Source organism: Rhodococcus sp. G6(2025), assembly GCF_058628105.1.
This window is the reverse complement of record NZ_CP179750.1, coordinates 5,876,615-5,898,618: the sequence shown is the minus strand read 5'-3', so window position 1 is coordinate 5,898,618 and position 22,004 is coordinate 5,876,615. Positions and strand designations below refer to the sequence as shown.

General features: G+C 67.8%; 21 protein-coding genes and 2 pseudogenes. 11 read left to right on the top strand and 12 right to left on the bottom strand.

The features are described 5' to 3' along the window. Positions 1 to 184 precede the first annotated feature (184 nt). Positions 185 to 589: a TM2 domain-containing protein gene (locus ACLIVD_RS27275; protein WP_164062411.1), complete on the top strand. Its 405-nt coding sequence runs from the start codon at positions 185 to 187 to the stop codon at positions 587 to 589. 276 nt (positions 590 to 865) lie between these two features. On the opposite strand, the gene ACLIVD_RS27270 is transcribed toward ACLIVD_RS27275, so the two are convergent. Together ACLIVD_RS27270 and ACLIVD_RS27265 are read right to left on the bottom strand one after the other, a co-directional pair. Beyond that, positions 866 to 1,675: a HugZ family pyridoxamine 5'-phosphate oxidase gene (locus ACLIVD_RS27270; protein WP_283331260.1), complete on the bottom strand. Its 810-nt coding sequence runs from the start codon at positions 1,673 to 1,675 to the stop codon at positions 866 to 868. Positions 1,676 to 1,738: 63 nt separating this feature from the next. Further along, a pseudogene (locus ACLIVD_RS27265) lies at positions 1,739 to 2,318 on the bottom strand (HugZ family pyridoxamine 5'-phosphate oxidase); the annotation flags it as partial. 76 nt (positions 2,319 to 2,394) lie between these two features. Between ACLIVD_RS27265 and ACLIVD_RS27260 the strand changes: the two are divergent. From ACLIVD_RS27260 to ACLIVD_RS27245, 4 genes are all read left to right on the top strand, one after another. Then, complete coding sequence (locus ACLIVD_RS27260) at positions 2,395 to 3,522, top strand: RNA-guided endonuclease InsQ/TnpB family protein (protein WP_491930939.1); 1,128 nt, start codon at positions 2,395 to 2,397, stop codon at positions 3,520 to 3,522. Between the two features lie 237 nt (positions 3,523 to 3,759). Then, positions 3,760 to 4,227: an NfeD family protein gene (locus ACLIVD_RS27255; RefSeq protein ID WP_242322779.1), complete on the top strand. Its 468-nt coding sequence runs from the start codon at positions 3,760 to 3,762 to the stop codon at positions 4,225 to 4,227. Further along, on the top strand, positions 4,224 to 5,096 hold the full coding sequence (locus tag ACLIVD_RS27250; RefSeq protein WP_283352732.1) for a slipin family protein: 873 nt from the start codon (positions 4,224 to 4,226) through the stop codon (positions 5,094 to 5,096). The genes ACLIVD_RS27255 and ACLIVD_RS27250 overlap by 4 nt, the downstream gene beginning before the upstream one ends. A 137-nt stretch (positions 5,097 to 5,233) precedes the next feature. After that, complete coding sequence (locus ACLIVD_RS27245) at positions 5,234 to 6,163, top strand: phosphodiesterase (RefSeq protein WP_164062416.1); 930 nt, start codon at positions 5,234 to 5,236, stop codon at positions 6,161 to 6,163. On the opposite strand, the gene ACLIVD_RS27240 is transcribed toward ACLIVD_RS27245, so the two are convergent. After that, the gene (locus ACLIVD_RS27240; protein ID WP_491930938.1) at positions 6,164 to 6,517 is read right to left on the bottom strand and encodes a helix-turn-helix domain-containing protein; all 354 of its coding nucleotides are present in this window, start codon (positions 6,515 to 6,517) and stop codon (positions 6,164 to 6,166) included. It lies immediately after the preceding gene. Positions 6,518 to 6,573: 56 nt separating this feature from the next. Between ACLIVD_RS27240 and ppk2 the strand changes: the two genes are divergently transcribed. Continuing rightward, positions 6,574 to 7,518: a polyphosphate kinase 2 gene (ppk2, locus tag ACLIVD_RS27235; RefSeq protein WP_491930937.1), complete on the top strand. Its 945-nt coding sequence runs from the start codon at positions 6,574 to 6,576 to the stop codon at positions 7,516 to 7,518. Here the strand turns inward: ppk2 and ACLIVD_RS27230 are convergent, their stop codons facing one another. Further along, positions 7,519 to 9,213, bottom strand: coding sequence for a stealth family protein (locus tag ACLIVD_RS27230; protein ID WP_193385507.1), 1,695 nt, complete (start codon positions 9,211 to 9,213; stop codon positions 7,519 to 7,521). 39 nt (positions 9,214 to 9,252) lie between these two features. On the opposite strand from ACLIVD_RS27230, the pseudogene ACLIVD_RS27225 reads away from it, so the two are divergent. Both ACLIVD_RS27225 and ACLIVD_RS27220 read left to right on the top strand, forming a co-directional pair. After that, positions 9,253 to 9,781: pseudogene (locus tag ACLIVD_RS27225) on the top strand (flavin reductase family protein). After that, complete coding sequence (locus tag ACLIVD_RS27220; protein WP_491930936.1) at positions 9,781 to 10,518, top strand: pyrimidine reductase family protein; 738 nt, start codon at positions 9,781 to 9,783, stop codon at positions 10,516 to 10,518. The pseudogene ACLIVD_RS27225 and the gene ACLIVD_RS27220 overlap by 1 nt, the downstream one beginning before the upstream one ends. Positions 10,519 to 10,526: 8 nt before the next feature. Here the strand turns inward: ACLIVD_RS27220 and ACLIVD_RS27215 are convergent, their stop codons facing one another. The 3 genes from ACLIVD_RS27215 to ACLIVD_RS27205 are packed head-to-tail and all read right to left on the bottom strand — an operon-like array spanning position 10,527 to position 14,678. Further along, positions 10,527 to 10,958: a hypothetical protein gene (locus ACLIVD_RS27215; RefSeq protein ID WP_009474337.1), complete on the bottom strand. Its 432-nt coding sequence runs from the start codon at positions 10,956 to 10,958 to the stop codon at positions 10,527 to 10,529. A 44-nt stretch (positions 10,959 to 11,002) separates the two neighbouring features. Further along, positions 11,003 to 11,419: a hypothetical protein gene (locus ACLIVD_RS27210; protein WP_491930935.1), complete on the bottom strand. Its 417-nt coding sequence runs from the start codon at positions 11,417 to 11,419 to the stop codon at positions 11,003 to 11,005. 46 nt (positions 11,420 to 11,465) lie between these two features. Then, a complete protein-coding gene (locus ACLIVD_RS27205; RefSeq protein ID WP_491932927.1) occupies positions 11,466 to 14,678 on the bottom strand; it encodes a DEAD/DEAH box helicase in 3,213 nt (1,070 codons plus the stop codon). A gap of 134 nt (positions 14,679 to 14,812) precedes the next feature. On the opposite strand from ACLIVD_RS27205, the gene mddA reads away from it, so the two are divergent. Next, positions 14,813 to 15,595 carry a methanethiol S-methyltransferase gene (gene mddA, locus ACLIVD_RS27200; RefSeq protein ID WP_491930934.1) on the top strand — a complete coding sequence of 261 codons (783 nt, stop codon included), beginning with the start codon at positions 14,813 to 14,815 and terminating at the stop codon, positions 15,593 to 15,595. A gap of 3 nt (positions 15,596 to 15,598) precedes the next feature. On the opposite strand, the gene ACLIVD_RS27195 is transcribed toward mddA, so the two are convergent. Further along, the gene (locus ACLIVD_RS27195) at positions 15,599 to 16,327 is read right to left on the bottom strand and encodes an SDR family NAD(P)-dependent oxidoreductase (RefSeq protein ID WP_491930933.1); all 729 of its coding nucleotides are present in this window, start codon (positions 16,325 to 16,327) and stop codon (positions 15,599 to 15,601) included. A gap of 95 nt (positions 16,328 to 16,422) precedes the next feature. On the opposite strand from ACLIVD_RS27195, the gene ACLIVD_RS27190 reads away from it, so the two are divergent. After that, a complete protein-coding gene (locus tag ACLIVD_RS27190; RefSeq protein ID WP_283331271.1) occupies positions 16,423 to 16,905 on the top strand; it encodes a VOC family protein in 483 nt (160 codons plus the stop codon). 6 nt (positions 16,906 to 16,911) lie between these two features. Here the strand turns inward: ACLIVD_RS27190 and ACLIVD_RS27185 are convergent, their stop codons facing one another. Both ACLIVD_RS27185 and ACLIVD_RS27180 read right to left on the bottom strand, forming a co-directional pair. Next, positions 16,912 to 17,388, bottom strand: coding sequence for a hypothetical protein (locus tag ACLIVD_RS27185; protein ID WP_491930932.1), 477 nt, complete (start codon positions 17,386 to 17,388; stop codon positions 16,912 to 16,914). An 87-nt stretch (positions 17,389 to 17,475) separates the two neighbouring features. Next, positions 17,476 to 18,987, bottom strand: coding sequence for an ATP-dependent DNA ligase (locus tag ACLIVD_RS27180; RefSeq protein ID WP_491930931.1), 1,512 nt, complete (start codon positions 18,985 to 18,987; stop codon positions 17,476 to 17,478). Between the two features lie 92 nt (positions 18,988 to 19,079). Here ACLIVD_RS27180 and ACLIVD_RS27175 point away from each other — a divergent pair, with 92 nt between their 5' ends. Beyond that, the gene (locus ACLIVD_RS27175; protein WP_491930930.1) at positions 19,080 to 20,378 is read left to right on the top strand and encodes an NtaA/DmoA family FMN-dependent monooxygenase; all 1,299 of its coding nucleotides are present in this window, start codon (positions 19,080 to 19,082) and stop codon (positions 20,376 to 20,378) included. Positions 20,379 to 20,380: 2 nt separating this feature from the next. Here ACLIVD_RS27175 and ACLIVD_RS27170 read toward each other — a convergent pair whose 3' ends face one another. Together ACLIVD_RS27170 and ACLIVD_RS27165 are read right to left on the bottom strand one after the other, a co-directional pair. Beyond that, positions 20,381 to 21,163: a DUF427 domain-containing protein gene (locus ACLIVD_RS27170; protein ID WP_491930929.1), complete on the bottom strand. Its 783-nt coding sequence runs from the start codon at positions 21,161 to 21,163 to the stop codon at positions 20,381 to 20,383. Positions 21,164 to 21,207: 44 nt separating this feature from the next. Then, entirely contained in the window at positions 21,208 to 21,948 is a 741-nt protein-coding gene (locus ACLIVD_RS27165; RefSeq protein WP_491930928.1) for a DUF998 domain-containing protein, read from the bottom strand. Positions 21,949 to 22,004: the final 56 nt, after the last annotated feature.

Sequence of the window (22,004 nt, the reverse complement as noted above, 5' to 3'; positions counted from 1 at the left end):
TTCATGTGCTCACGAGATACGGTCAGACAACCGATACCGCGGCCGCGGTATCGGTGTTATCAAATGTGCGGTGAACATATTGCGATGAGTTCGGTCGCAGTGGGAGATGTCGGTACTGCTGGCTCAGCCCGTTTGCCTGCCCCACGCTCGAATCCGCATCCACATCGGCGAAGGACAGCCCTCCATGACTCAGCCTCAGCGCCCGTACGGCGACCAATTTCAACAGCCGTATGGTGCGCAGCAGCCGTATGGGCAGCAGCCCTTGGCGCATCCAGGTCAGAACTTCGGGCCGGGGTGGGCTTTGCACCAGCCGACGGCGTACGGCTACCACCCCGTGACGGGATTGCCGTACTCGCACAAGACGAAGCTTGCTGCCGGGCTGCTCAGTATCTTCTTCGGGTACTTCGGTGCCGGGCGCTTCTACGCCGGCCACACGGGGCTGGGGTTCGCGATGCTGATCGTGAACATCGTGCTCACGGTCGTCAGCCTGGGAATGTGGCTCTTCGTCGCGTGGATCTGGCCCGTCATCGACGGCATCGTCCTCCTCGCAGGCGAACCGAAGGACAAGAACGGACTCCCATTGCGGTAGCTGCCCTCGTGACAACACCACTGCCGCAGCGTTTCCTACACGCACGTCGGATGCGGCACCGGTAATCACCGATTCGTACCCTGAACCGGCTGCAATTGCGTCGGACGTGGAAGGGCGAAGCCGGGCGGATGCCGAGGCGAGCGGCTGCGACCGGAGGTTGCCTCGAGGCATACATGGTCACTCAGTCGCGTAGTGCGCGAGAGCGGCGAGCACGAAGCTCGCCGCTCTCATCCGGGCGGGTCGGTCGGGGAGGGAGACACCCCAGGCGTCACGTGCTCACCGACCGGTGAGTGCCCGGGCCTGATCTGTCAAAGCGACTGTCGCCGCACGCAACTGGTCGATCGAGTCGAGTGGCTCTGCGTAGCCGACGCGGGTCACGGCCACGCCGCGGGGGGTGGTGACGCGCAGGTCCAGTCCATAGCGGTCGGCGCCCTCACAGGTGACCGTCTTCGCGTCGGGGAAGCCGCCGAGCGCCTGGGCCATCGCGCGGAGGGCGTCGGAGTGGTCTGCGTTGAGGTGCTCGATGGCCTGGCCGGCATGCGGGGTGACGGGGTCTGCTGTCGCGGCGGCGTAGGACTCTTCGCTCGCCGAGTCCATTCGCCCGTAGCCGCCGACCCACCGCACACGCTGTACCCGCAGCACCCAGAGGGAGAAGTCGCTGAAGTCGATGTAGACGTGCGCCGCCGGGACGGCCGCGAGGTGCGCCTCCCGCGCGGCGGCGAGCTCGTCGCCTTCCGGGCGGTAGACGTACCCGGCGAGCGTGATGCGGGTGCTGGCCAGCGGATCGGCGGGCGGGTTCGGCGCGACGATCGCGATGCTGGCGCGGGGATCGTGTGCGAGGTTGCGGCCGTGCTCCGCCATCTGCGATACACACAGCACGGGCGAGCCGTCGAGCAGACCGTAGGTGACGAACGACGCCCACGGGTCGCCGTCCCTGGTCAGGCTAGCGAGGGTGCCAACGTTCGTCGTGGCCGCGACCGTCCGGGCCTCCTCGGCAGCGGACGGGCGGGCCGGGTTGGCGACCTCCTCCAGCGGCGGCGGCACGGTCGGGGCGTCACCGGGATCTCCGTGATCTGTGTTGGTCATTCGTTGAACGGTACGCCGCCGCGAATTGCCGGTGGCATTGCCGCCCACCTGCGCTTACCGTGATTCGATCGCCCGGCCGGCGGACGGGGTGACCGGATCCGCGGTGGCGGGGGCGTAGGACTCGGCGGTCGCGGAGTCCATTCGCCCGTAGCCGCCGGATGCGCTGCACCCGCAGCACGCGCAGTACCCAGAGCGAGAAGTCGCTGAAGTCGATGTAGATGTGCGCTGCCGGGATGGCCGCCTGGTGCGCCTCGCGGGCGGCGGCGAGTTCGTCGCCTTCCGGGCGGTAGACGTACCCGGCGAGGGTGATGCGGGTGCTGGCCAGCGGATCGGCGGGCGGGTTCGGCGCGACGATCGCGATGCTGGCGCGTGGGTCGTGTGCGAGGTTGCGGCCGTGCTCGGCCATCTGCGACACACACAGCACGGGGGAGCCGTCGAGCAGACCGTAGGTGACGAACGACGCCCACGGGTCGCCGTCCCTGGTCAGGCTGGCGAGGGTGCCTACGTCCGTGGTGGCCGCGACTGTCCGGGCCTCCTCGGCAGCGGACGGGCGGGCCGGATTGGCGACCTCCTCCAACGGCGGCGGCACGGTCGGGGCGTCGCCGGGATCTCCGTGATCCGTGAGTCTTTCGGCGCAAACCAGGTCCTTCAGGTCCGGGATAATTGATCTGGGTTTGTCGGACGGTGTGGCTAGTGTCTGGGTTATGGCGGGGAGGGTGGTGAAGCGGGCGTTCAAGTACCGCTTCTATCCGACTGCAGTGCAGGCGGAACAGCTTGCTCGGACGTTCGGGTGCACCCGGTATGTCTACAACCGGGCGTTGGCCGAGCGCTCGCGTGCCTGGTCGCAGGAGCAGCGACGGGTGACCTACGCGGACACCTCGAAGATGCTCACCGGATGGAAGCGGGACACCGAGACCGAGTGGTTGTCGGAGCCGTCGAAGGGGCCGTTGCAGGAGGCGCTGCGGCAGTTGCAGGGGGCGTTCGACCGGTTCTGGCGCAAGCAGTCCCGCTACCCGCAGTTCAAGAAGAAGGGTCAGTCGAAGGATTCGGCGACCTACTACTCGAACTGCTTCAGCTACCGCGGCGGGCGGATCCGGTTGGCCAAGCAGTCCGAACCGCTGGATATCCGGTGGTCGAGGCCACTGCCGGAGGGGGCCGTGCCGTCGCAGGTGACGGTGTCGCGCAATGCTCGCGGTCAGTTCCACATTTCGATCCTCGTCGAGGACACGATCACCGAGCCCCCGTCGACGGATCGGGTGGTCGGGCTCGACGCCGGGATCACCAGCCTCTACACGCTCTCGACGGGGGAGAAGATCACCAACCCGCGCCACGAGGGCAGGGACCGTGCGCGGCTAGCGAAGGCGCAGCGGGTGCTGGCCAAGAAGGAGAAGGGGTCCCGGAACCGGGCCAAGGCCCGACTGAAAGTCGCGAAGATTCATGGCCGGATCGCCGATCGGCGTCGCGATTATCTGCACACACTCTCCACTCGGCTGGTGCGCGAAAATCAAGTGATCGCCATCGAGGATCTGAGTGTGCGGAACATGGTTAAGAATCGGTCGTTGTCTCGGGCGATCTCGGATGCGGGTTGGTCCGAGTTCCGGTCGATGCTCGAGTACAAGGCCGACTGGTACGGGCGGCGGGTGGTGGTGATCGACCGGTTCTATCCGTCGTCGAAGACCTGCTCGGTGTGCGGGGAGGTCACGTCGACGATGCCGCTGAACGTGCGGGTGTGGACGTGCCGATGCGGCGTCGTCCATGATCGGGATGTGAATGCGGCGAGGAATATTTTGGCCGTCGGACTGGCGGTGGCAGCCTGCGGAGATGGTGTGAGACCACCTCGCACCTAACGTGCGGGGAGGCGACTGTCGGTGAAACAGGAACCTCGGGACGTGAGTCTCGAGGGGAATCTCGGTCGTTCACGGCCGAGAGGACGTCAACAAGGTTGGTCATTCGTTGAACCCCCGCCGGAAATTGCCGGTGGCATTGCCGTCGACCTGCGCTTACCGTTGAACTGAGGGCTCGATCGCGAAGAGGCTATGCGATGCGACCGGGTCCTCGCAAAGCGTGATCGTGGGTGATGCGAGATGACCGCGTTGGGCGTGCTGGCGCTGGTGCTGGGTGTGCTGTTGATCGTCGTCGAGGCACACGCACCGACGGCGGGTGTGCTCGGCGGGCTCGGGGCACTGTTCGTCGGGGCCGGGGTGTGGCTGCTGTTCACGTCCAGCGACACCGCACAGATGATCGCCATCCCGGCGGCCGCCGGAGTCGCGGTGGTCGGTGTGGGTCTCGCGGTGGTGGGCGGCCGGAAGGCGCTCGCCGCCGGGCACGCGCCCGTGCGCACCGGAATGCAATCCCTCATCGGATCCGACGCCACCGTCCGCAACTGGAAGGGACGGCAAGGTCAGGTCGAGGCCGCCGGAAGCCTGTGGAAAGCGCAAACACTGTTCGGGGACGACGAGACACCGACCGCGGGCGATTCCGTCATCGTCGAGCAGATCCGCGGACTCACCCTCACCGTGCGCCGCCGCGAACCCTGGGAGCTGCCGTTATGACCACCATCATCGTCATCCTGTGCGTCGTCATCACCCTCCTCGCCGTCGTCGCGAGCAGCTCGATCCGGGTACTGCGCGAGTACGAGCGGGCCGTCGTGTTCCGGCTGGGTCGGCTCGTCGACCTGAAGGGCCCGGGACTCGTCCTGCTGATCCCGGCGATCGACCGGATGGAACGGGTCAGCCTGCGGACCGTGACCCTGAAGATCCCCGTTCAGGAAGTGATCACCCACGACAACGTGCCCGCCAAGGTCACCGCCGTCGCCTACTTCCGGGTGGTCGACGCCGACCGGGCGATCGTCGAGGTCGAGGACTTCCTGGCCGCCACCCTGCAGATCGCCCAGACGACGCTGCGCTCGATCCTCGGCAAGGCCGACCTCGACGCGCTGCTGGGCGAGCGGGAACGCCTCAACGAAGACCTGCAGAAGGTCATCGATCAGCAGACCGAACCGTGGGGTGTGAAGGTCACCACCGTCGAGATCAAGGACGTCGAGATCCCCGCCAACATGCAACGGGCCATCGCCCGGCAGGCCGAGGCGGAACGCGAGCGCCGCGCCAAGATCATCAACGCCGAAGCCGAGTTCCAGGCCTCCGCGAAACTCGTCGAGGCCGCCGACGTCATCAGCCGCAACCCCACCACCCTGCAGCTGCGCTACCTGCAGACCCTCAGCGCCATGGGCGGTGAGAACAACTCCACCGTCGTCTTCCCGATGCCCCTCGACCTTGTCCGCCCGTTCCTCACCGCGGCCAAGGACGCGGCAGCGGTGGACGACGGCGACGAGCGCGCCCGGTTCGAGGCGCAGGCCAACCTCGCCGCGATGATCCCGCCCGCCGGCCCGGAGGCGCGCACACCGCACCACGCACGAAACTGACGTCGTGCCCCACCGTTCACCGTCCGGCCACCGCGCGTGCCCCGGGAGGTGACCGGAGTGCGCTTGGCTAGGGTGGACAAACAGTGGCGTCCACCCGGGCACCTGCCCCCGTCGGGGCGAGCGGAAGCGAGAGACCGATGAGCGGCACAGAGGCAGCCGACATACGGACGGCCGAGTATCCGCGACCGTCACATTTCGTGCTGCACCTCAGCGACACCCATCTCGTCGACGACGACCTGCTGTACGGGGCCGTCGACAGCGAGGCCACCCTGCGGCAGATCTTCACCGAGATCGAGTCGTCGCACGCCCGCCCGGACGCCCTGGTGTTCACCGGCGACCTCACCGACCGCGGTCAGCCGGGCGCCTACGAGAAGCTGCGGGCGATCGTCGAACCGGTGGCGGCGTCGCTCGGTGCGCAGGTGATCTGGGCGATGGGCAACCACGACGACCGCGGCCACTTCCGGACGGAACTGCTCGGGCAGGAACCGTCGTACGAGCCGATCGATCACGTCTACGACGTCGACGGACTGCGCATCGTCACCCTCGACACGACCGTGCCCGGACATCACCACGGGGAGATCTCCGAGAGCCAATTGATCTGGCTGGCACAGCAGCTCGCGGTTCCGGCGCCGCACGGGACCATCCTGGCGCTGCATCATCCGCCGGTGCCGTGCGTGCTCGACCTGGCGGTGCTGGTGGAACTGCGTGACCAGCCGCGTCTCGCCGACGTTCTCCGCGGCAGCGACGTCCGGTCGATCCTCGCGGGACATCTGCACTACTCGACGACGGCGACGTTCGCGGGCATCCCCGTCTCGGTCGCGTCGGCGACCTGCTACACCCAGGACCTCAACGTCCCGGCCGGGGCTCTGCGCGGACGGGACGGCGCCCAGGGCTACAACCTGGTGCACGTGTACCCGGAGACGATCGTGCATTCGGTGGTCCCGATGGGCAGCTACGACACCGTCGGCGAATACGTCACCGCCGAGGAGACCGAGCAGCGGCTCGCGGCCGAGGGTGTGCGGATCCCGGACACCGGGGAGCAGGCCGTCATGCGGGTGCGGGTGTAGTCAGCCCCTGCGCGGGAACTTCTCCCGGTACGCCATGACGTCGGAGAGCCGGAACCGGCGGTGGGTGCCGCGCATCTCGATGGGCAGCGCGCCGGAGTCGGCGAGCCGGCGCACATAGGTGTCGGAGACGCCGAGGATCTCCGCGGCCTGCGACGTGGTGAGCAGGTCCGCGACCGCACCGAGCGCCACACTCTGCCCGTCCGCGAGCAGGGTGAGCAGGTCGAGCACCGCGTCACGCGCGGGGTCGGACAGCACCATTCCGTCGAGGGTGACGATCGGCGACCCGTCCAGGGCGGTCCGGAGCTCGGCCGCGACCGTCGAGTCGAGCGCGGAAACGATGTGGTCGATGCTCATGGGTCCACGATCTCACGAGCCCGGACGGCGCGGCCTTCTGGCGGTAGCCTTGCTGTGTGGATGAATTGCACGATCCCGACGCCTTCGAACTCGCGCGTGCCGGTCAGATCGACGTGACACCGGAGATAGACGAGATCGGGGAGTTGCTGCGCAAGTCCAAGCGGAAACACGCCATCGACGACACGGACGCGCCGTGGCGCCACGGGTACCCGTACGACGAGAAGATGACCCGGCGGCAGTACGAGAACCGCAAGCGCAAACTGCAGATCGAGCTGCTGAAGTTCCAGGCGTGGGTGAAGGAGAACGGCGAGAAGGTCGTCATCATCTTCGAAGGCCGGGACGCGGCCGGCAAGGGTGGCGCGATCAAGCGGTTCACCGAACACCTCAACCCTCGTGGCGCTCGGGTGGTGGCGCTGGAGAAGCCCACCGAACGCGAACGCACCCAGTGGTACTTCCAGCGGTACGTCCAGCACCTGCCCGCGGGCGGGGAGATCGTGATGATGGACCGCTCCTGGTACAACCGGGCCGGCGTCGAACGCGTCATGGGCTACTGCACCCCCAACGAGTACCTGGAGTTCACCCGGTCTGCGCCGGAGTTCGAGCGGATGCTCGTGCAGTCGGGCATCCACATCGTCAAGTTCTGGTTCTCGGTGGGCCGCGAGGAGCAGCACGCCCGGTTCGTCTCCCGCAGCACCGACCCCGTCAAGCAGTGGAAGCTGTCCCCCACCGACCTCGCGAGCCTCGACAAGTGGGACGCCTACACCGAGGCCAAAGAGGCGATGCTGTTCTACACCGACACCCCGCAGGCGCCGTGGACGGTCGTGAAATCGAACGACAAGAAGCGTGCCCGGATCGAGGCGATCCGCTGGGTGCTCCACAAGTTCGACTACACCGGTAAGGACCCGCGGGTGGTCGGCACCCCCGACCCGCTCCTCATCGGTCCTCCCTCAACGGTCTACGACGAGGGCGAGCGCCCCGAAGACGCGTTTCCCGCCGTCTGATCAGACGCCGGTCTCCCACGGCGCCGGGATCGGGAAGTAGTTCTCCAGGAACTGCGTCACCTTCCTGGTCCGCAACTCCAGGTCGATCTCCGGCGCGCTGCCGTCGTTGAGACAGAAGAAGTCCATCGACCGCTTCGCGAGCAACGAGTCCATGTCGCGGAGCCCCGACTTCATCGTCGTGTCGACGTACTTCACCCGCGCCGCCGTCTGCACCACCGCGCGACCACTCATCAGCGCGTAGTAGTGATACAGCGAGTTCGTCACCGAAATGTTGGAGCTGGCGCGGAAAGTGCTTGCGGCCGTGGCAGCGAACTCGTCGGGGAACTCCTTCTCCATCTCCTCCATCACGCTCTTGCGGAGCGGGGTGGCGGCATGTTCGAGGTGCCGGGTGGTCATCAGACCGAAGCGGTCCTGCAGCAACCGGCGATTCACACGGGCCGCGTTCTCGAAACCGCTGCGCTCGTCGTCGTTATGGCCCAACCCGATTCGGGTGGTCGCCTCGATGAACATCGTGATGCCGCCGGGGGAGAAGAACATCTGCGGACCCACCGAACGGCCGAAGAACATGTCGTCGTTGGAATACAGAAAATGCTCGGCGAGACCGGGAATGTGGTGCAGTTGGCTCTCGACGGCCTGCGAGTTGTGGGTGGGCAGCACCGACGGGTCGGCGAAGAACTCCTCGCTCGGCATGAACGTGACCCGCGGGTCGTCGGCGAGCCACGCGGGACGGTCGGAGTCGGTGGCGACGAAGATGCGGCGGATCCACGGCGCGTACATGTGCACGGAGCGCAGCGCGTACTTGAGCTCGTCGATCTGCCGGAACCGGGCGGCCGAATCGTCACCCTCGCCGACCACGTAGCTCTGCATCCGCTTGGCGCGCTGCGCCTGGAACTCCGCCGACGACCCGTCGACCCAGGAGAACACCAGGTCGACGTCGAAATTGATGTCCGACGCATGGTCGGCGAACATGTTCTCGATGGTGGGCCACACCCGACCGAACCGCTCGACGGTGCCGCGGACCGCCTCCTCCGAGCGCACCACCCGCCGGGTCAGGGAGTTCTCCATCGGCAGCACGATCTCGTCGTCGCTGATCGACCACAACTCGATCTGCACCCCCGTCGACGCCCCGTAACTCAGGCCGCTCGCCAGGTGCACGCGCGGACGGAACAGCCGGAAGATGCGGGCCTTCGACGTCGCGGACAGGCTGCCGTCGGAGACCAGGACCGCGGGACCCTTGGCGTCGACGGTCTTGGAGTAGAACGGACGATCCTCACACGCGGCGACCAGGGCCGCACGCAACGCCTTCCGCTGCGCCCAGTTGACCGCGATGACCGGGCGTTCGTCATTGCCCCGCACCAGCAGATACTCGATCCCGGCGCCGTCCAGGACGTCGCGGACGAACAACAGGTCCTCGACCATCGCCTCGTGCGGCGTGGTGTGCGTGATCGGCAGCGCGAAGCGGCCCTTGAACCGGACCACGTCGGCGCGGTCGCGCAATCTCGACGCCGCGGCGGCGGAGGCATGGGCAACGGCGTCCGCGGTCTCCTGCTCCGGGGGTACGAAGTAGACGTCATGCGGAGCGGAGGATTGAGTAATGTCGGGCCTTTCGGTGGCTGTCGCGAGTGCGATCCTGCCCAGTCTAGGCGCTGCGGTGCGGCTACCGCCTTCGAGTAAGCGTCGGACGCGAAGTACCACGTCGGACGCTTCCAGGCCGGAATCTGTTAGGAAGGACCCATGGCCGATCGCACCGGGGACATCGACGCAACTGATCGGGATGCCGGTCAGGCTTTCGAGGACGTCGTCGCGCTCCTGAACTATCCGATGTTCGTGGTGACCACACGGTCGGAAGACGAGATGTCGGGGTGCCTCGTCGGGTTCGCGTCGCAGGTCAGCATCAACCCCCCCGCGCTTCCTGGTCGGACTGTCCAACAAGAATCACACCTTTTCGGTGGCGTCGCGCGCGGAGCGTCTGGCGGTGCACCTCCTGACCCGTGACCACGTCGCGCTCGCGACGCTCTTCGGCGCCCAGACCGGGGACGAGATCGACAAGTTCGCCCGGTGCGACTGGCATCCCGGCCCCCACGGGCTGCCGATCCTGGACAATTCACCGGCGTGGTTCAGCGGCCGAATCCTCGAACGACTCGAGCTGGGTGACCACGTCGCGTTCCTCCTCGCACCGGAGACCGGATCCGCCCCGGACGACCTCGGGCAGTTGGTCACTTTCTCGGACGTGCGCGACCTCGAACCCGGGCACGAGGCGTGATGCCGCAGATGCGCAAGCTGAGCAGCGGTTCCGACGAGGTGCCGGCGGAGGAGTTCTACCGTGACCCGCCGGACGGGGTACGGGTGAACATGGTTGCCAGCCTGGACGGTGCGGCGGCGTTCGGCGGACGCGTCCGGCCCCTGTCCGACCAGGTGGATCACCAACTCCTGCGTGCGATGCGTGCGTATGCCGACGTAGTGCTCGTCGGGGCCGGCACCGTCCGCGCCGAAACGTACGGACCGGTGCAGCTGACGGAAGAACAGGCTCGGTATCGACTCGAACGGTGGGGACTCGACGCACCACCGCCGATTGCTGTCGTCACACGAACGGGCAACGTTCCGCCGGATTCGCCATTGTTCGCCGGTCGTGTCAGGCCGATCGTCGTCACCACCCGGCGGGTGGCAGAAACGCGCGGGGCAGCACTCGGGGAGTCGGCGGACATCGTCGTGGCGGGTGACGACAGCGTCGAGATGCCTGCCCTCATGGCCGCTCTGCGGGACCGCGGGTTCGGCCGCATCCTGTGCGAGGGCGGCCCCACCCTCCTCCACGATCTCGTCACACACGATCTGGTGGACGAGATGTGCTTGACCCTCGCCCCGCGATTGGCCGGTCCGCAAACACTACCCGCATCGTCTGGCCCGACAGTGCAAGCGCCGCGCACACTTTCACTCGAGCATGCTCTGATCAACGACGACTTTCTCTACCTGCGCTACGGCCGGGAAACGCAGCGCGGCTGACACTGCCGTCAGTCCAGGACCGTGAAGAACGAATCGCCGTCCTCCGCCGACCCGTCGATCTGCCCCCGGTCGGTGCGCGAGTCCTGCACGATGACGCCCTCGACCACGTCGGCGTGCTTGTTTCCGAACACCGGAATGTCGATGTCCTCCTCGTCGATGACACGGTCGACGTCCTCGCTCAGCTGGTCGTCGGGGAGATCCGCCAACGACACCTCGCTCTGCTCCTCGAGCATCACGTCGGGCTCTTCCTCGGACAATTTCTCGTCGAGGGACTCACCCTCCCGCTCCTCGCGCGCCGTGGTGCCGAACTTGTCGGCCTCACTCCACCCGTCGGGCGGATCGACGACGTCGTCGCCGTCGTTGTTGCGCACGTCGTCGGAGTCCAGGCTCTCGCTGGGGCTCAGCGTGTCACCGGGCCCGTCTTCGATACTCATACGCATCACATGCCCAGATCAGGCTTCGTTGAAACTTCGATCGATCGAGGTCAGGCGACGACCGGAGCACTCCGCAACGCCTCGAGCGCCGCGATCTGCGCCGGCGACCACGGCGCCGAGTTCACCCGGCTCGAATCGAGGTGCACGAGTACGACGGTCAGCTCCGCGGCCGGCACGCCGTCCTGGTGGAGGGTGATCAGCAAGGTCAGCGAGGTGGTGCCGATCCGGTCCAGGGCGACGACGACGTCCGCGTCGCCGGTGAACAGTTCGCGTCCGAAGTTGCTGACGACGTTCACCACGGCGGTCTGCGTGACCGGGTCGAGCAGGTCGCCGCACGCCTTGACGAGCGCCCGATTCCACGCCGCGCCCGCCGCCTCGTGCGCGCAGTAGAACGGCACATGGCGGCTCACGGACGCCGGCGCATCAGGCGTGGCGTTGTTCCGCAGGGCAATCGTGTAACGAGGCATGGATCGGACATTACCCAGACGCCGACACACTGGCATTCTCAGGGGACTATTCGAACAACCCGCGGAGGTCGTCGGCGTCGAGGCTGGAGCTGAGCAGGGAGTCGGCGTCCATCACGCTCGCGAACAGCGCCGACTTCTTCGCCTTCAGCGTCATCACCTTGTCTTCGATCGTGTCCTTCGCGATCAGCCGATACACCATCACGTTCCGCGTCTGCCCGATGCGATGCGCCCGGTCGACGGCCTGAGCCTCCGTTGCCGGGTTCCACCACGGGTCGAGGATGAAGCAGTAATCGGCCTCCGTGAGGTTCAGCCCGAAGCCGCCGGCCTTGAGGCTGATCAGGAACACCGGGGCGGCGCCCTCCTTGAACTCGCGGAGCACGTCGCCGCGACGACGGGTGCTGCCATCGAGGTAGCTGTGCGCGATCCCGGCGTCCGCGAGCCGGTCGCGGATCTTGCCGAGGAACCCGGTGAACTGGCTGAACACGAGTGCCCGGTGACCGCCCGCGACGACGTCGGCGAGCTGCTCGAGCAGGGCGTCCACCTTCGCGGACGGGACGTCGTGGTATTCGGCGTCCACCAGACCGGCGTCGAGGCTCAGCTGCCGCAGCAGGGTGAGCGACTGCAGGATCGTGAAGCGGTTCTTGTCGACGTCGGCGAGCAGGCCGAGGATCTTCTGCCGCTCACGCTGCAGGTGGGTGTCGTAGACCTTGCGGTGCCGCGGGTGCAGTTCGACGTCGAGTACCTGCTCCTGCTTGGCCGGAAGGTCCTTCACCACTTGCTCTTTGGTGCGGCGCAGCATCAGCGGCTTCACGCGGCGGCGCAGCTGCGCCAGAAGTTCCGTGTCGCCCTGCTTCTCGATCGGCTTGCGGTAGTAGTCGGTGAACCGGGCCGGATTCGGGAACAGTCCCGGGGCGGTGATCGACAGCAGCGACCACAGCTCCATCAGGTTGTTCTCCATCGGCGTGCCGGTGATCGCCAGCTTGAACGGAGTCTCGAGCCGTCGGACGCACTGGTAGATCTTGGACTGATGGTTCTTGGTGAACTGGGCCTCGTCGAGGATCATCCCCGACCACGCGGACTCGGCATACGCCTCGAACTCCAAGCGGAACAGGGTGTACGACGTGACGACGATGTCGGCGCCCTCGACCAGCTCGTCGAAGGGAACGCGCCGCCGGGATCGGGTGTCGGAGATCGCGACGACGGTCGCGTCCGGGGCGAAGCGCGCCGATTCGGACTCCCAGTTCGACACGACACTGGTCGGCGCGATGATGAGGAACGGCGGCGCGGTCGGATTCGACTGCCGCGCATGGCAGATCAACGCCAGCGCCTGCAGCGTCTTGCCGAGCCCCATGTCGTCGGCGAGGATGCCGCCCAGCCCGTGCTCCCACAGGAAGGTCAGCCAGCGGAAACCCTCCAGCTGATACGGACGCAGCTGGGCGTCCAGCGTGCTCGGGGCTTCCGCGGGCCCGATGGTGGTGGGCGCGAGCAGACCGTCCACCTGCTGCCGCCACTGCGTCGCCTGACGTTCGACGGTGCCGAGCGCGGCGAACTCGTCCCACAGGCTCGCCTGGAAACGGCTCAGCCGCAACGTCCCGTCCGCGCGGTCGCGGAGGGCCCGCGCCTCGTCGATCAGCTTCCGCAGCGTGTGGAGTTCGGGTTTGTCGAGGGAGAAGTAGGCGCCGTCGGGCAGCAGCAACTCGCTCTTCCCCGCGGCCAGCGCCGAGAAGACCTGGTCGAACGGCACGTCCCGGCCCTCCACTGTGAGGGTGACGCCGAGGTCGAACCAGTCGGTGCCGCCCTCGGATGCGGTGACGGACACCCCGATGGCCAGGGAGTCGCCGGCCTCCCGGTAGTCGGCGGGTTCGCCCGAAACGTCGATCGACACGTCGGACTTGCCGTGGAGCAGGGGCAGGACCTCGGTGGTGAACCGCATCGTGTCGAGTCCGCGCAGCGCCGTCGCTTCCGGACCGCCCGACCCCAACCCGTATCTGTCCCAGGCGATGTCGAGCTCGTCGAGAAGTGCGCGCTCGCGGGCGTCGTCCCGGTACTCGTCGCCGGGGGTCCGGGCCGACAGCGGCGCACGGTGCTCGTCGTCCCCGACGGTGTACAGCCATTCCCAGTCGACGGCGACCTCGTGGTCGGGGAGATACTCCGCCCGCATCACCAGGGTGGGCTCGGAGATCGCGGGTGGGACGAACGAGCCGTCGGAGGAGATCACGGTGGCCAGGTTGCGCAGCTTCGGCAGGAAGTCCGTCAGGAAACGGGACTCTTCGGCGGCGGGAACCTCGATGGGCGTGCGGCGGCGCACCAGATCCTGCAAGGGGCCGGGCACGACGGAGTCGAGGCGCGCGAGGTGTATGCGGTCGTCTGCGTCGACGTAGAACAGGCCGTGGGCCCGGACTCCGATGAAGCCGACGGTCACTGCGTCGACGGGTTCGCCGTCGACGCGGACCACCGGGCGCACGACGAGAGCGCCGGTGGAATCGTCGCGGGTGGCGTCGAGGCAGACCTCCGCCGAGCGGTAGGGGGTGAGCGCGCCCAGCCGCTTGGAGGAGTGGATGAGCTCCACACCGACCCGGGTCGCCTCGTCGAGCAGCGACCACAGCTGGCGGCTGGGGAAGACGCTGAGATCGAGATCGGTGTGGTTCTGGCGGCGGTACGTCAGACCCCCGACGGACAGCAGATGAATCTCGTGCAGCACCCGGATCTGCTCGGCGGGATGCTGGAACTGGCTGCCCAGCTTGTTCCACGCCAGCCCGCCGACGATCCAGCCCTTGCTGCCCGGTTGGACGGGCCGCACCAGCAACTGGGGTGCCGCGTCGGCGGCCGACGCCTGGACCCGGAACTGGATGGCGAGCGGCGAACGCCCGCCGGAGTCGCCGAAGGGATCGGCGGTGAGCAGGGAGCCGAGCGAGCGTTCCCAGGTGGGCGCGACCGCCGCCTGGGCCTGGGACCTCGCCTGTTTCATCGCGGTGATCAGCAGGGCGGCGACGTGCTTGCAGTTCATGCCGACCGGACACGTGCAGATCCCGTACCGGTACACGGTGCGGCCGCTGCTGGAGACGATGAACGCCGACGCGGAGTACGGCTCCCTCGCCGTGCCCGCCACCTCGCCCCACAGCTCCTTCGCCGCCGGATCCCACGACATTTGGATTACCGCGTTGTCGCGGGCGTACTGCTCGCCGCGGGTGTAGGTGGTGGTGCCGAGGACCGCCTTGATCGACGCCACGTCGATGTCGCGCAAGTCCCCGGGAAGCATGGCCACAGAGTAGTCAACCGATCCGACACGGTCGCCGGGGTGCGGTGACTCCCACCCCAGGGTTCCTTGTTCCGCACCTCGCCTGATCGGAGACTTCGGAGCGTCGGGGGAATCCAGCGATCGGAGAGAACAGCATGGCCGAGATGGTCGAATCACCCCAGGCGCACCGCACAGGTGGTGTCGCCCGAACACTGATCACCGTGTACGGAATGGTCGTCTACGCGACGTTCCTGATCGTGTTCCTGTACGCGATCGGATGGGTCGAGGGGCTCGTGGTGCCCCACACGATCAACGACGGCCCCGACGCCCCCGTCGCTGTCGCCGTGGTCATCGACGTAGTGCTGCTGACGGTTTTCGCCATGCAGCATTCGGTGATGGCCAGGCCCCGGTTCAAGAAACGCTGGACCAGGATCGTCCCGCAACCGATGGAGCGCTCGACATACGTCCTGTTCGCCACGGCCGCGCTGGCGCTGCTGATGTGGCAATGGCGTCCGCTACCCGACCAGATCTGGGACGTGGAGACCGACTGGGTCCGCGTCGTGATCTACGTCGTGTCGCTCGGCGGGTGGGCCCTCGTGCTGGCGGCGACGTTCGCCATCGACCACTTCGACCTGTTCGGGCTCCGCCAGGTGCTGCGGAATCAGAGCGGAAAGTCGGCTCTGCCCAGTCACTTTCGGACACCTGTAATGTACCGGGTGATCCGGCACCCGCTGTATGCCGGCTTCATCATCGCGTTCTGGGTGGCGCCGACGATGACCTGGGGCCGGTTGTTGTTCGCCGTCGGGACCACCGGCTTCATCCTGGTGGCGGTGCGTTTCGAGGAGCACGACCTGGTCGACACGTTCGGCGACGACTACCGCACCTACCGCTCGCGGGTGCCGATGCTCGTCCCGAGGGTCGGCTCGCGAGGGCGCTAGGCGTCACAGACCCCCGGCGACGTCGATGGTCGTGGCGGTGACGTAGGACGCCTGATGCGACAGCGCCCACAGCACCGCTTCGGCGATCTCCTCGGGCTCCGCGACCCGGCCGAGTGGCACCTTCCCGGCCACTCGCCCGGGTCGTTCCGGATCGCCGGCAGCGGCGTGGATGTCGGTGTCCGTCGTACCGGGAGCGACGCCGACGACGCGGATGTTCGCGCTCGCCAGTTCCCGCCCGAGTCCCACCGTGAAACTGTCGACGGCCGCCTTGGAGGCCGCGTACCCGACGTATTCGCCCGGTGCGCCGGTGCGGGCCGCGATCGAACTGAGATTGACGATGACGCCGGGGCGCCCTGTTCGGATCCAGTGCTCGGCGGCCGCGCGGGCGTAGGCCATCGCCCCGAAGACGTTGACGTCGAACACCTCCCGCACCACCTCGTCCGGGGTGGTGAGGAACGTGCCGAGCGCGCCGGTGGTCCCCGCGTTGTTGACCAAGGCGACCAGCTGACCGCGTTGGTCGGCCGCATCGACGACGGCGACGGCCTCATCCGCGTCGCGGACGTCTGCCCGCACGGCGGTGGCGCGGACACCGCAGTGGTGGACGAGTTGCTCGGCGGCCTCGTCGTCGTTCTGGAACGTGAACGTCACCTGATAACCGCGATGGACGGCGAGGCGCACCACCGCTGCGCCGATGCCGCGGTATCCGCCGGTGACGAGGATGTGTTCGGACACGATACGAGCGTATCCGGGCGATCAAATGCGGACCAAAGCTGACCGCTATCGGTTCTACGGTGAGTGAAACCGATTCGCCGACGCAGGAGGACCGCATGACCGTCGATCCGATTCCCGAGGGCTACACCACCGTCACACCGTGGATCATCTCCCGCGACACCGCCGCGCTCATCGACTACGTGAAGGCGGCGTTCGACGGCGAGGAACTCGGACGGATGGTGGGCGAGGACGGCACCATCGGGCACGCCGAGGTGAGGATCGGGAACGCCATCGTGATGATGTTCGACGCGCGACCCGACTGGCCGCCGACGCCCGGGTTCCTCCGCCTGTACGTCGACGACGCGGAGGCGGTGCTCGCGCAGGCCGTCGCCGCCGGCGGCACGCTGGTGACGAAGGCGACGCACCTGTTCTGGGGCGACGTCGTGGGACGCGTCCGCGACCCGTTCGGCAACCTCTGGTGGGTCCAGACCCACATCGAGGACGTCGACGAGGCGGAGATGACGAGGCGCATGAGCGACCCGACGTTCACCGCCGCGATGGACTACGTGCAGAGCGCGGACTTCTTTCCCGGGCGATAACCTGGATCAGCGATTCGGCCTGCCGAACGTGATGCTCGGCGCCGTCACGGTGACGGACGCGATCCGGACCGCCACACCGGACGGCTTCGGCGGCTCGGCGTCGATGATCGTGGGGTGATAGTCGACCTGCTCGGGTGACGGACGGGCCGGCGAGAACACGCTCCGGACGACACCGATCGGGGTGCGGGCGATCGCGTCCGCCGACTGCTGGATCTGTTCGAGCGTCCGGAACACCGTGTCGAAATTGTCGGACTGCTGGGTGGTGCTCACCGCCTCGACCACCGGCCGCATCGTCCGCAGCAGGAATACGACCTCCTCGAGCAGTTCCTCGGTGAGCCGGAGGATGTGGAACGACGTCTTCGCGACCTCGATCGGCACGGTCACGGCGCACACGGCGATCCGGACCGGTCCCTCGGCGGCCGAGGCCGCCCTCCGAACGGTGCGCTCGACGGGGGACGGAACGAAATGGGAAACGAAGTTCACCAGTCGACCCCCTCACAGCACGGCGTCCTTATCTGTGCCGGGGAGGTTACCGCGCACACGCTTGCCGCGCAGGACGAGCGGGCGGCGTCAGCCCGGCAGCAGGGCCCGGACGGCGTCGATGGTGTCGGCGTCGGCGGCGGTCTTGTCGGGGCGGTAGCGCAGGACCCGCGCGAACCGCAGAGCGAGGCCGCCGGGGTAGCGCGTACTGACCTGGACGCCGTCGAGTTCGATCTCCACGACGAGGTCGGGGTGCAGATACACGGTGTGATCGTCGCGGTTGCGTTCGTGGCGCGGGAATTCGTCCGTCTGCCATTGCAGTAACGCGTCGGTGAGGCCCTTGAACGTCTTGCCCACCATGATCGGTTCGCCGCCGTCCGGGTCGCGCGCACCGAGGTGCAGGTTGGACAGGTAGCCGGTGCGCCGCCCGTAACCCCATTCGGCGCCGAGCACCACCAAATCGAGTGTGTGCTCCGGTTTCACCTTCTGCCAGGCGCGGCCGCGTCGTCCCGCCGCATACGGCGCGGTGAGCGATTTGACCATCACCCCTTCGTGGCCGGCGGCAAGGGCGTCGTCGAAATGGGTGGCGGCGCCGTCGCTGTCGGGGCGGATCAGCCCGGGGATGCGGTGTTGCGGGGCAACGCGTTCCAGCGCCTCCAGCCGCTCCTCCAGCGGCGCGTCGAGAAGGTCGACGCCGTCGAGGTGCAGGCAGTCGAAGAAGTAGGGGTGCAGCAGCAGGTCGCGGGCGGACTCGGCGCCGAAGCGGCTCATCGTCTCCTGGAACGGTCGGGGCCGGCCGCTGTCGGTGAGCGCCAGCGTCTCCCCGTCGAACACCGCCGACGTGCAGGGCAGGCCGGCGACGAGGTCGACGAGTTCCGGCACGCTGCCGGTGATCTCACGCAGCGTGCGGGTGAAGATGCGCACCTCGTCGCCGTTGCGGTGCACCTGGATCCGCGCCCCGTCGAGTTTGTATTCGACGCTGACGTCGCCGCCGAGTTCGGTCCACGCGTCGGTGAGTGATTCGGCGGGGGAGGCGAGCATGGGCCGGACCGGTCGACCCACCTCCAGCCGGAACGCGGTGAGGGCGTCGACCCCGCCGTCGAACGCCGCGACCGCCGTCGCCGGCAGCCTTCCCGACAGCATGAACGCGCGGCGCACCGGTTCGACGGGAAGATCGGCGGCCGCCGCGATCGCGTCGGTCATCACCCCCTCGAGCGCGCCCTGGCGAAGGTCCCCGGTGAGCAGTCGCAGCAGGAAGTCCCGCTCGTCGGCGGTGGTGCGGGCGAAGAGGTCCGCGAGCAGTTCGCGTCGGCGGGCGGCGGATCCGGAACCGGAGATCCCGGCGACGGCGGTGACAGTCCCGTCGAGTTCCGACACCGTCACGGACGGGACGTCGGACGGGGTGGCGGGAATGTCGGCGATCGTCCGCCAGCCGATCCCGATCCGTCCCTGCCGAAGCTCCCCGGACAGCCACGCCACCACCGGTTCCACCTCGGCCGGCTCCAGCTGGGTGAGGACCTCGCGCAGCGCCCCGACCTTCACCTTGCGCGACCGCGTGGCCCCCACGTTCCGGGACGTCGCGACGATCTGCGAGAACAGCACACCCCGACGGTAACCGGAACGTCCCGTGGGCGGTCAGAATCCGCCTGATCGAAACGCTGGGCCGACCCGGCCGTGGTTCCTAGGCTTCGACGATGAGCACCCCACGTCGCCGGCCGCTGAAAACGGTCACGGGAGTCAGCGGCGCCGTGAGCACCTATGCCGCCGCCATCGATCCGCAGCAGTCAACCGTCGCGTCGTCGATCGAGATCGCGAAGATCGCCGAGGCGAACAAGTTCGACGCGCTGTTCGCCGCCGACCTCCTCAGTTTCGGGGCGCAGGGCGCGATCGGCGCGCAGGAACCGCTGATCTTCCTGTCGGCGCTCAGTGCCGTGACCTCGCATGTCGGGCTGATCGCGACGGTGACCACCACGTTCCACCACCCCTACAATCTCGCGCGGCTGTTCGGCACCCTCGACCACGTCAGCAACGGGCGCGCCGCCTGGAACGCCGTCACGTCGTCACTGGGCGAGGAGAACTACAGCGACCGGGACCTGCCGAGCCCCGAGGAACGCTATGCCCGCGCCACGGAATCCCTCGAGGTCATCAACGCGCTGTTCGACAGCTGGCAACCCGGGGCGCTCACGTCCGACGGTGCCGGGGGGACCACACTCGACGCCGATCGGGTGCGGCCGATCGACCACGCCGGCAGGTACTTCACGGTGAAGGGACCGTTGAACATCCCGCCGCTGCCGCAGCGCCGTCCCGTGCAATTCCAGGCCGGCCAATCCGCGGCCGGCGTGGAACTCGGCGCCCGGTTCGCGGAGGTCGTGTTCACGTCGCTGCCCACCCTCGAGGACGCCGTCACCTACACCAAGAGCATCCGGGCGCGGGCCACCGAACTGGGTCGCGCCGACGGACTGCCGCTGATCATGAGCTCCTTCCACGCCACCTACGGCGCGTCCGAGGAGGAAGTGCGACGACTGGTCCGGGAGCAGGAGGAGGCGACGGACCTCGACGCCGGCCGGATCCGGCTGGAGGACATGCTCGGTGGCGACCTCGACCTGTCCGGGCTGCCGCTCGACAAGCCGATCCCGGCGGACGTCCTGCCCGACGTCCGGTCGGTGAACCGCCGCCGCGGCCGGGTCGAAATCTTCAGCCGGCTCGCCGCGTCCGGGCGGACCCTGCGCGAGCTGATCATCGCGTCCAAGGACACCGGCCACTGGGCGGTCGCGGGAACACCCGAGCAACTCGCCGACGCCGTCCAGGAACGCTACGACGCGGGTGTCCTCGACGTCATCTCCCTCGGCGGGCTCGCCGAGGAACGGACCCGGGACTTCGTCGTCAACGGACTGCTGCCCGAACTGCGGCGTCGCGGAATCGTCGGCAACGACTACGTGGGCGGCACGTTCCGGGACAATCTGGAACTACCCCCGCTGCCCCCTCGGGACTGACGTCAGTTCTCCACCTCGGTGCCGTCCACGACGATCCGCACGCGGTCGGGGTAGAACGACACGTGGTCGTCGATGCCCGACGCCTCCGCGGTGGTGAACGGGTAGAACCAGGCGGCGTCCTCGACGGACGCGGACCCGTCCGCCCCGGTGAACGACAGATACGACGCCGTCCCCTTGTACGGGCAGGACGTCCTGGTGTCGGAGGCAATGAAGAACTCGGACCGCACGTCGATGCGGGGCACGTAGTAGCGCACCGGCAGTGACGTCTCGAACAGCAGTCGCGGGCGGACGGTGTCGGCGACGAGTGTGTCGCCGATGAACACCTCGACGTGCCGGGACGACGGCAGCACGTCGACGCGGACATACGGGTCGCGGGCATGGACGAACACCTGCTGATCCTCCTCGTACCAGGCGTCCATCCTGTGCCAGTAAAACGCGACGTACGGGCCGAGGTCGAGGGAATCGTCCAGTTTCACGTCGTAGCCCCACACGGATTGCTCGGCGCGACGATCGCCGACGACGAGATCCCAGTACCGGGCCTTGCCCTTCCACGGGCACGTCGTGGTCGCGTCGACGGGCTCGAGGAGGTCGAAGTTCACGTCGTCGCGGGGAATGTAATAGACGGGCAGGTGACCCTTCTCGAACAGGTACACCGAATGGGTGGTGTCGGCGACCACCTGACCGCCGAACAACACCCGGATGCGCTTGTGATTGGGTTCGATGGAGATGCGGCCGTTCTCCGCGAACTGCTGGGTGGCGGCGGCATGCGTGAGAGCTGTGGACATCACTCCATGGTGCGCCTTCGGCGCCCCGTGCGCCTTTTTGGTAGTCAGGGCGACCGGAACGGCGCACGGGTGCGGAGCGCCGCGACACCGGCTGTCACGACCCACACCGTGAACGGGTAGAGGGCCAGGCGTTCGGTGATGCCGAACGGTTCGCCGGGGAGGAGGATCGCCACCATTCCGACGACCCCGACGAGGCAGCAGAGACCGGTCCAGAGCGCGAAGATGCGCCAACGCTCGTAGAGCGCGATTGCGATGACGATCATGGCGGCGTTGCGGGCGACGAACGTCGGGGTCGCGACCAGTTGGTGCAGGTGGGCGTCCACGTTGATCGGAACGACGCCCGTCAGGGCCGCGCTGACAGCCGCCAGGCAGAGCAGCGTCAACGCGGCCCGGCGCAGGCGTCCCGGTGGCAGGAACTCGCGCAGGCCCACCGCTCCCGCGAGAATGAGCACCCCCGTCAGCACGAAAGCGCTGTTGATCACCGTGTGCAGCGGTGAGCAGAGCCGGGCGGCCGCAGCCTGGGCCGCGGAGCCGTCGCAGCCCGTGACACCCAGGTTGCTGACCGAGTTGGTCCGCACCTCGTAGGGCCGCGGCCAGGCGCGTGCGGTCACGACCTCCGCGAGGAAATACAGGGCGATGAGCACCCAGGCCGTGGCTCCGGCCCGCACAGCCAACAGTCGCTGGGCGGGTGACGGCGTTCGCACGACGCTCACCCCTCCGAACCGTACCCGGCTCACCGAGTGGATTGTTGACAATCTTCGGGAGCGGCTCGACCATGTAGCCATGGCCCCGCTGACGAGAATTCCGGTAGCTGACTCCGAAGAGACGGGACAGATCGACG

Bases quoted from the DNA above. Each gene is read 5' to 3' on its own strand.
- ACLIVD_RS27165 (WP_491930928.1), bottom strand. From the start codon at position 21,948: ATGGCTACATGGTCGAGCCGCTCCCGAAGATTGTCAACAATCCACTCG.
- ACLIVD_RS27245 (WP_164062416.1), top strand. From the start codon at position 5,234: ATGAGCGGCACAGAGGCAGCCGACATACGGACGGCCGAGTATCCGCGA.
- ACLIVD_RS27205 (WP_491932927.1), bottom strand. From the start codon at position 14,678: ATGCTTCCCGGGGACTTGCGCGACATCGACGTGGCGTCGATCAAGGCG.
- ACLIVD_RS27175 (WP_491930930.1), top strand. From the start codon at position 19,080: ATGAGCACCCCACGTCGCCGGCCGCTGAAAACGGTCACGGGAGTCAGC.
- ACLIVD_RS27190 (WP_283331271.1), top strand. From the start codon at position 16,423: ATGACCGTCGATCCGATTCCCGAGGGCTACACCACCGTCACACCGTGG.
- ACLIVD_RS27250 (WP_283352732.1), top strand. From the start codon at position 4,224: ATGACCACCATCATCGTCATCCTGTGCGTCGTCATCACCCTCCTCGCC.
- ACLIVD_RS27170 (WP_491930929.1), bottom strand. From the start codon at position 21,163: ATGTCCACAGCTCTCACGCATGCCGCCGCCACCCAGCAGTTCGCGGAG.
- ACLIVD_RS27270 (WP_283331260.1), bottom strand. From the start codon at position 1,675: ATGACCAACACAGATCACGGAGATCCCGGTGACGCCCCGACCGTGCCG.
- ACLIVD_RS27215 (WP_009474337.1), bottom strand. From the start codon at position 10,958: ATGCGTATGAGTATCGAAGACGGGCCCGGTGACACGCTGAGCCCCAGC.
- ACLIVD_RS27255 (WP_242322779.1), top strand. From the start codon at position 3,760: ATGACCGCGTTGGGCGTGCTGGCGCTGGTGCTGGGTGTGCTGTTGATC.
- ACLIVD_RS27220 (WP_491930936.1), top strand. From the start codon at position 9,781: ATGCCGCAGATGCGCAAGCTGAGCAGCGGTTCCGACGAGGTGCCGGCG.
- ACLIVD_RS27240 (WP_491930938.1), bottom strand. From the start codon at position 6,517: ATGAGCATCGACCACATCGTTTCCGCGCTCGACTCGACGGTCGCGGCC.
- ACLIVD_RS27210 (WP_491930935.1), bottom strand. From the start codon at position 11,419: ATGCCTCGTTACACGATTGCCCTGCGGAACAACGCCACGCCTGATGCG.
- mddA (WP_491930934.1), top strand. From the start codon at position 14,813: ATGGCCGAGATGGTCGAATCACCCCAGGCGCACCGCACAGGTGGTGTC.
- ACLIVD_RS27275 (WP_164062411.1), top strand. From the start codon at position 185: ATGACTCAGCCTCAGCGCCCGTACGGCGACCAATTTCAACAGCCGTAT.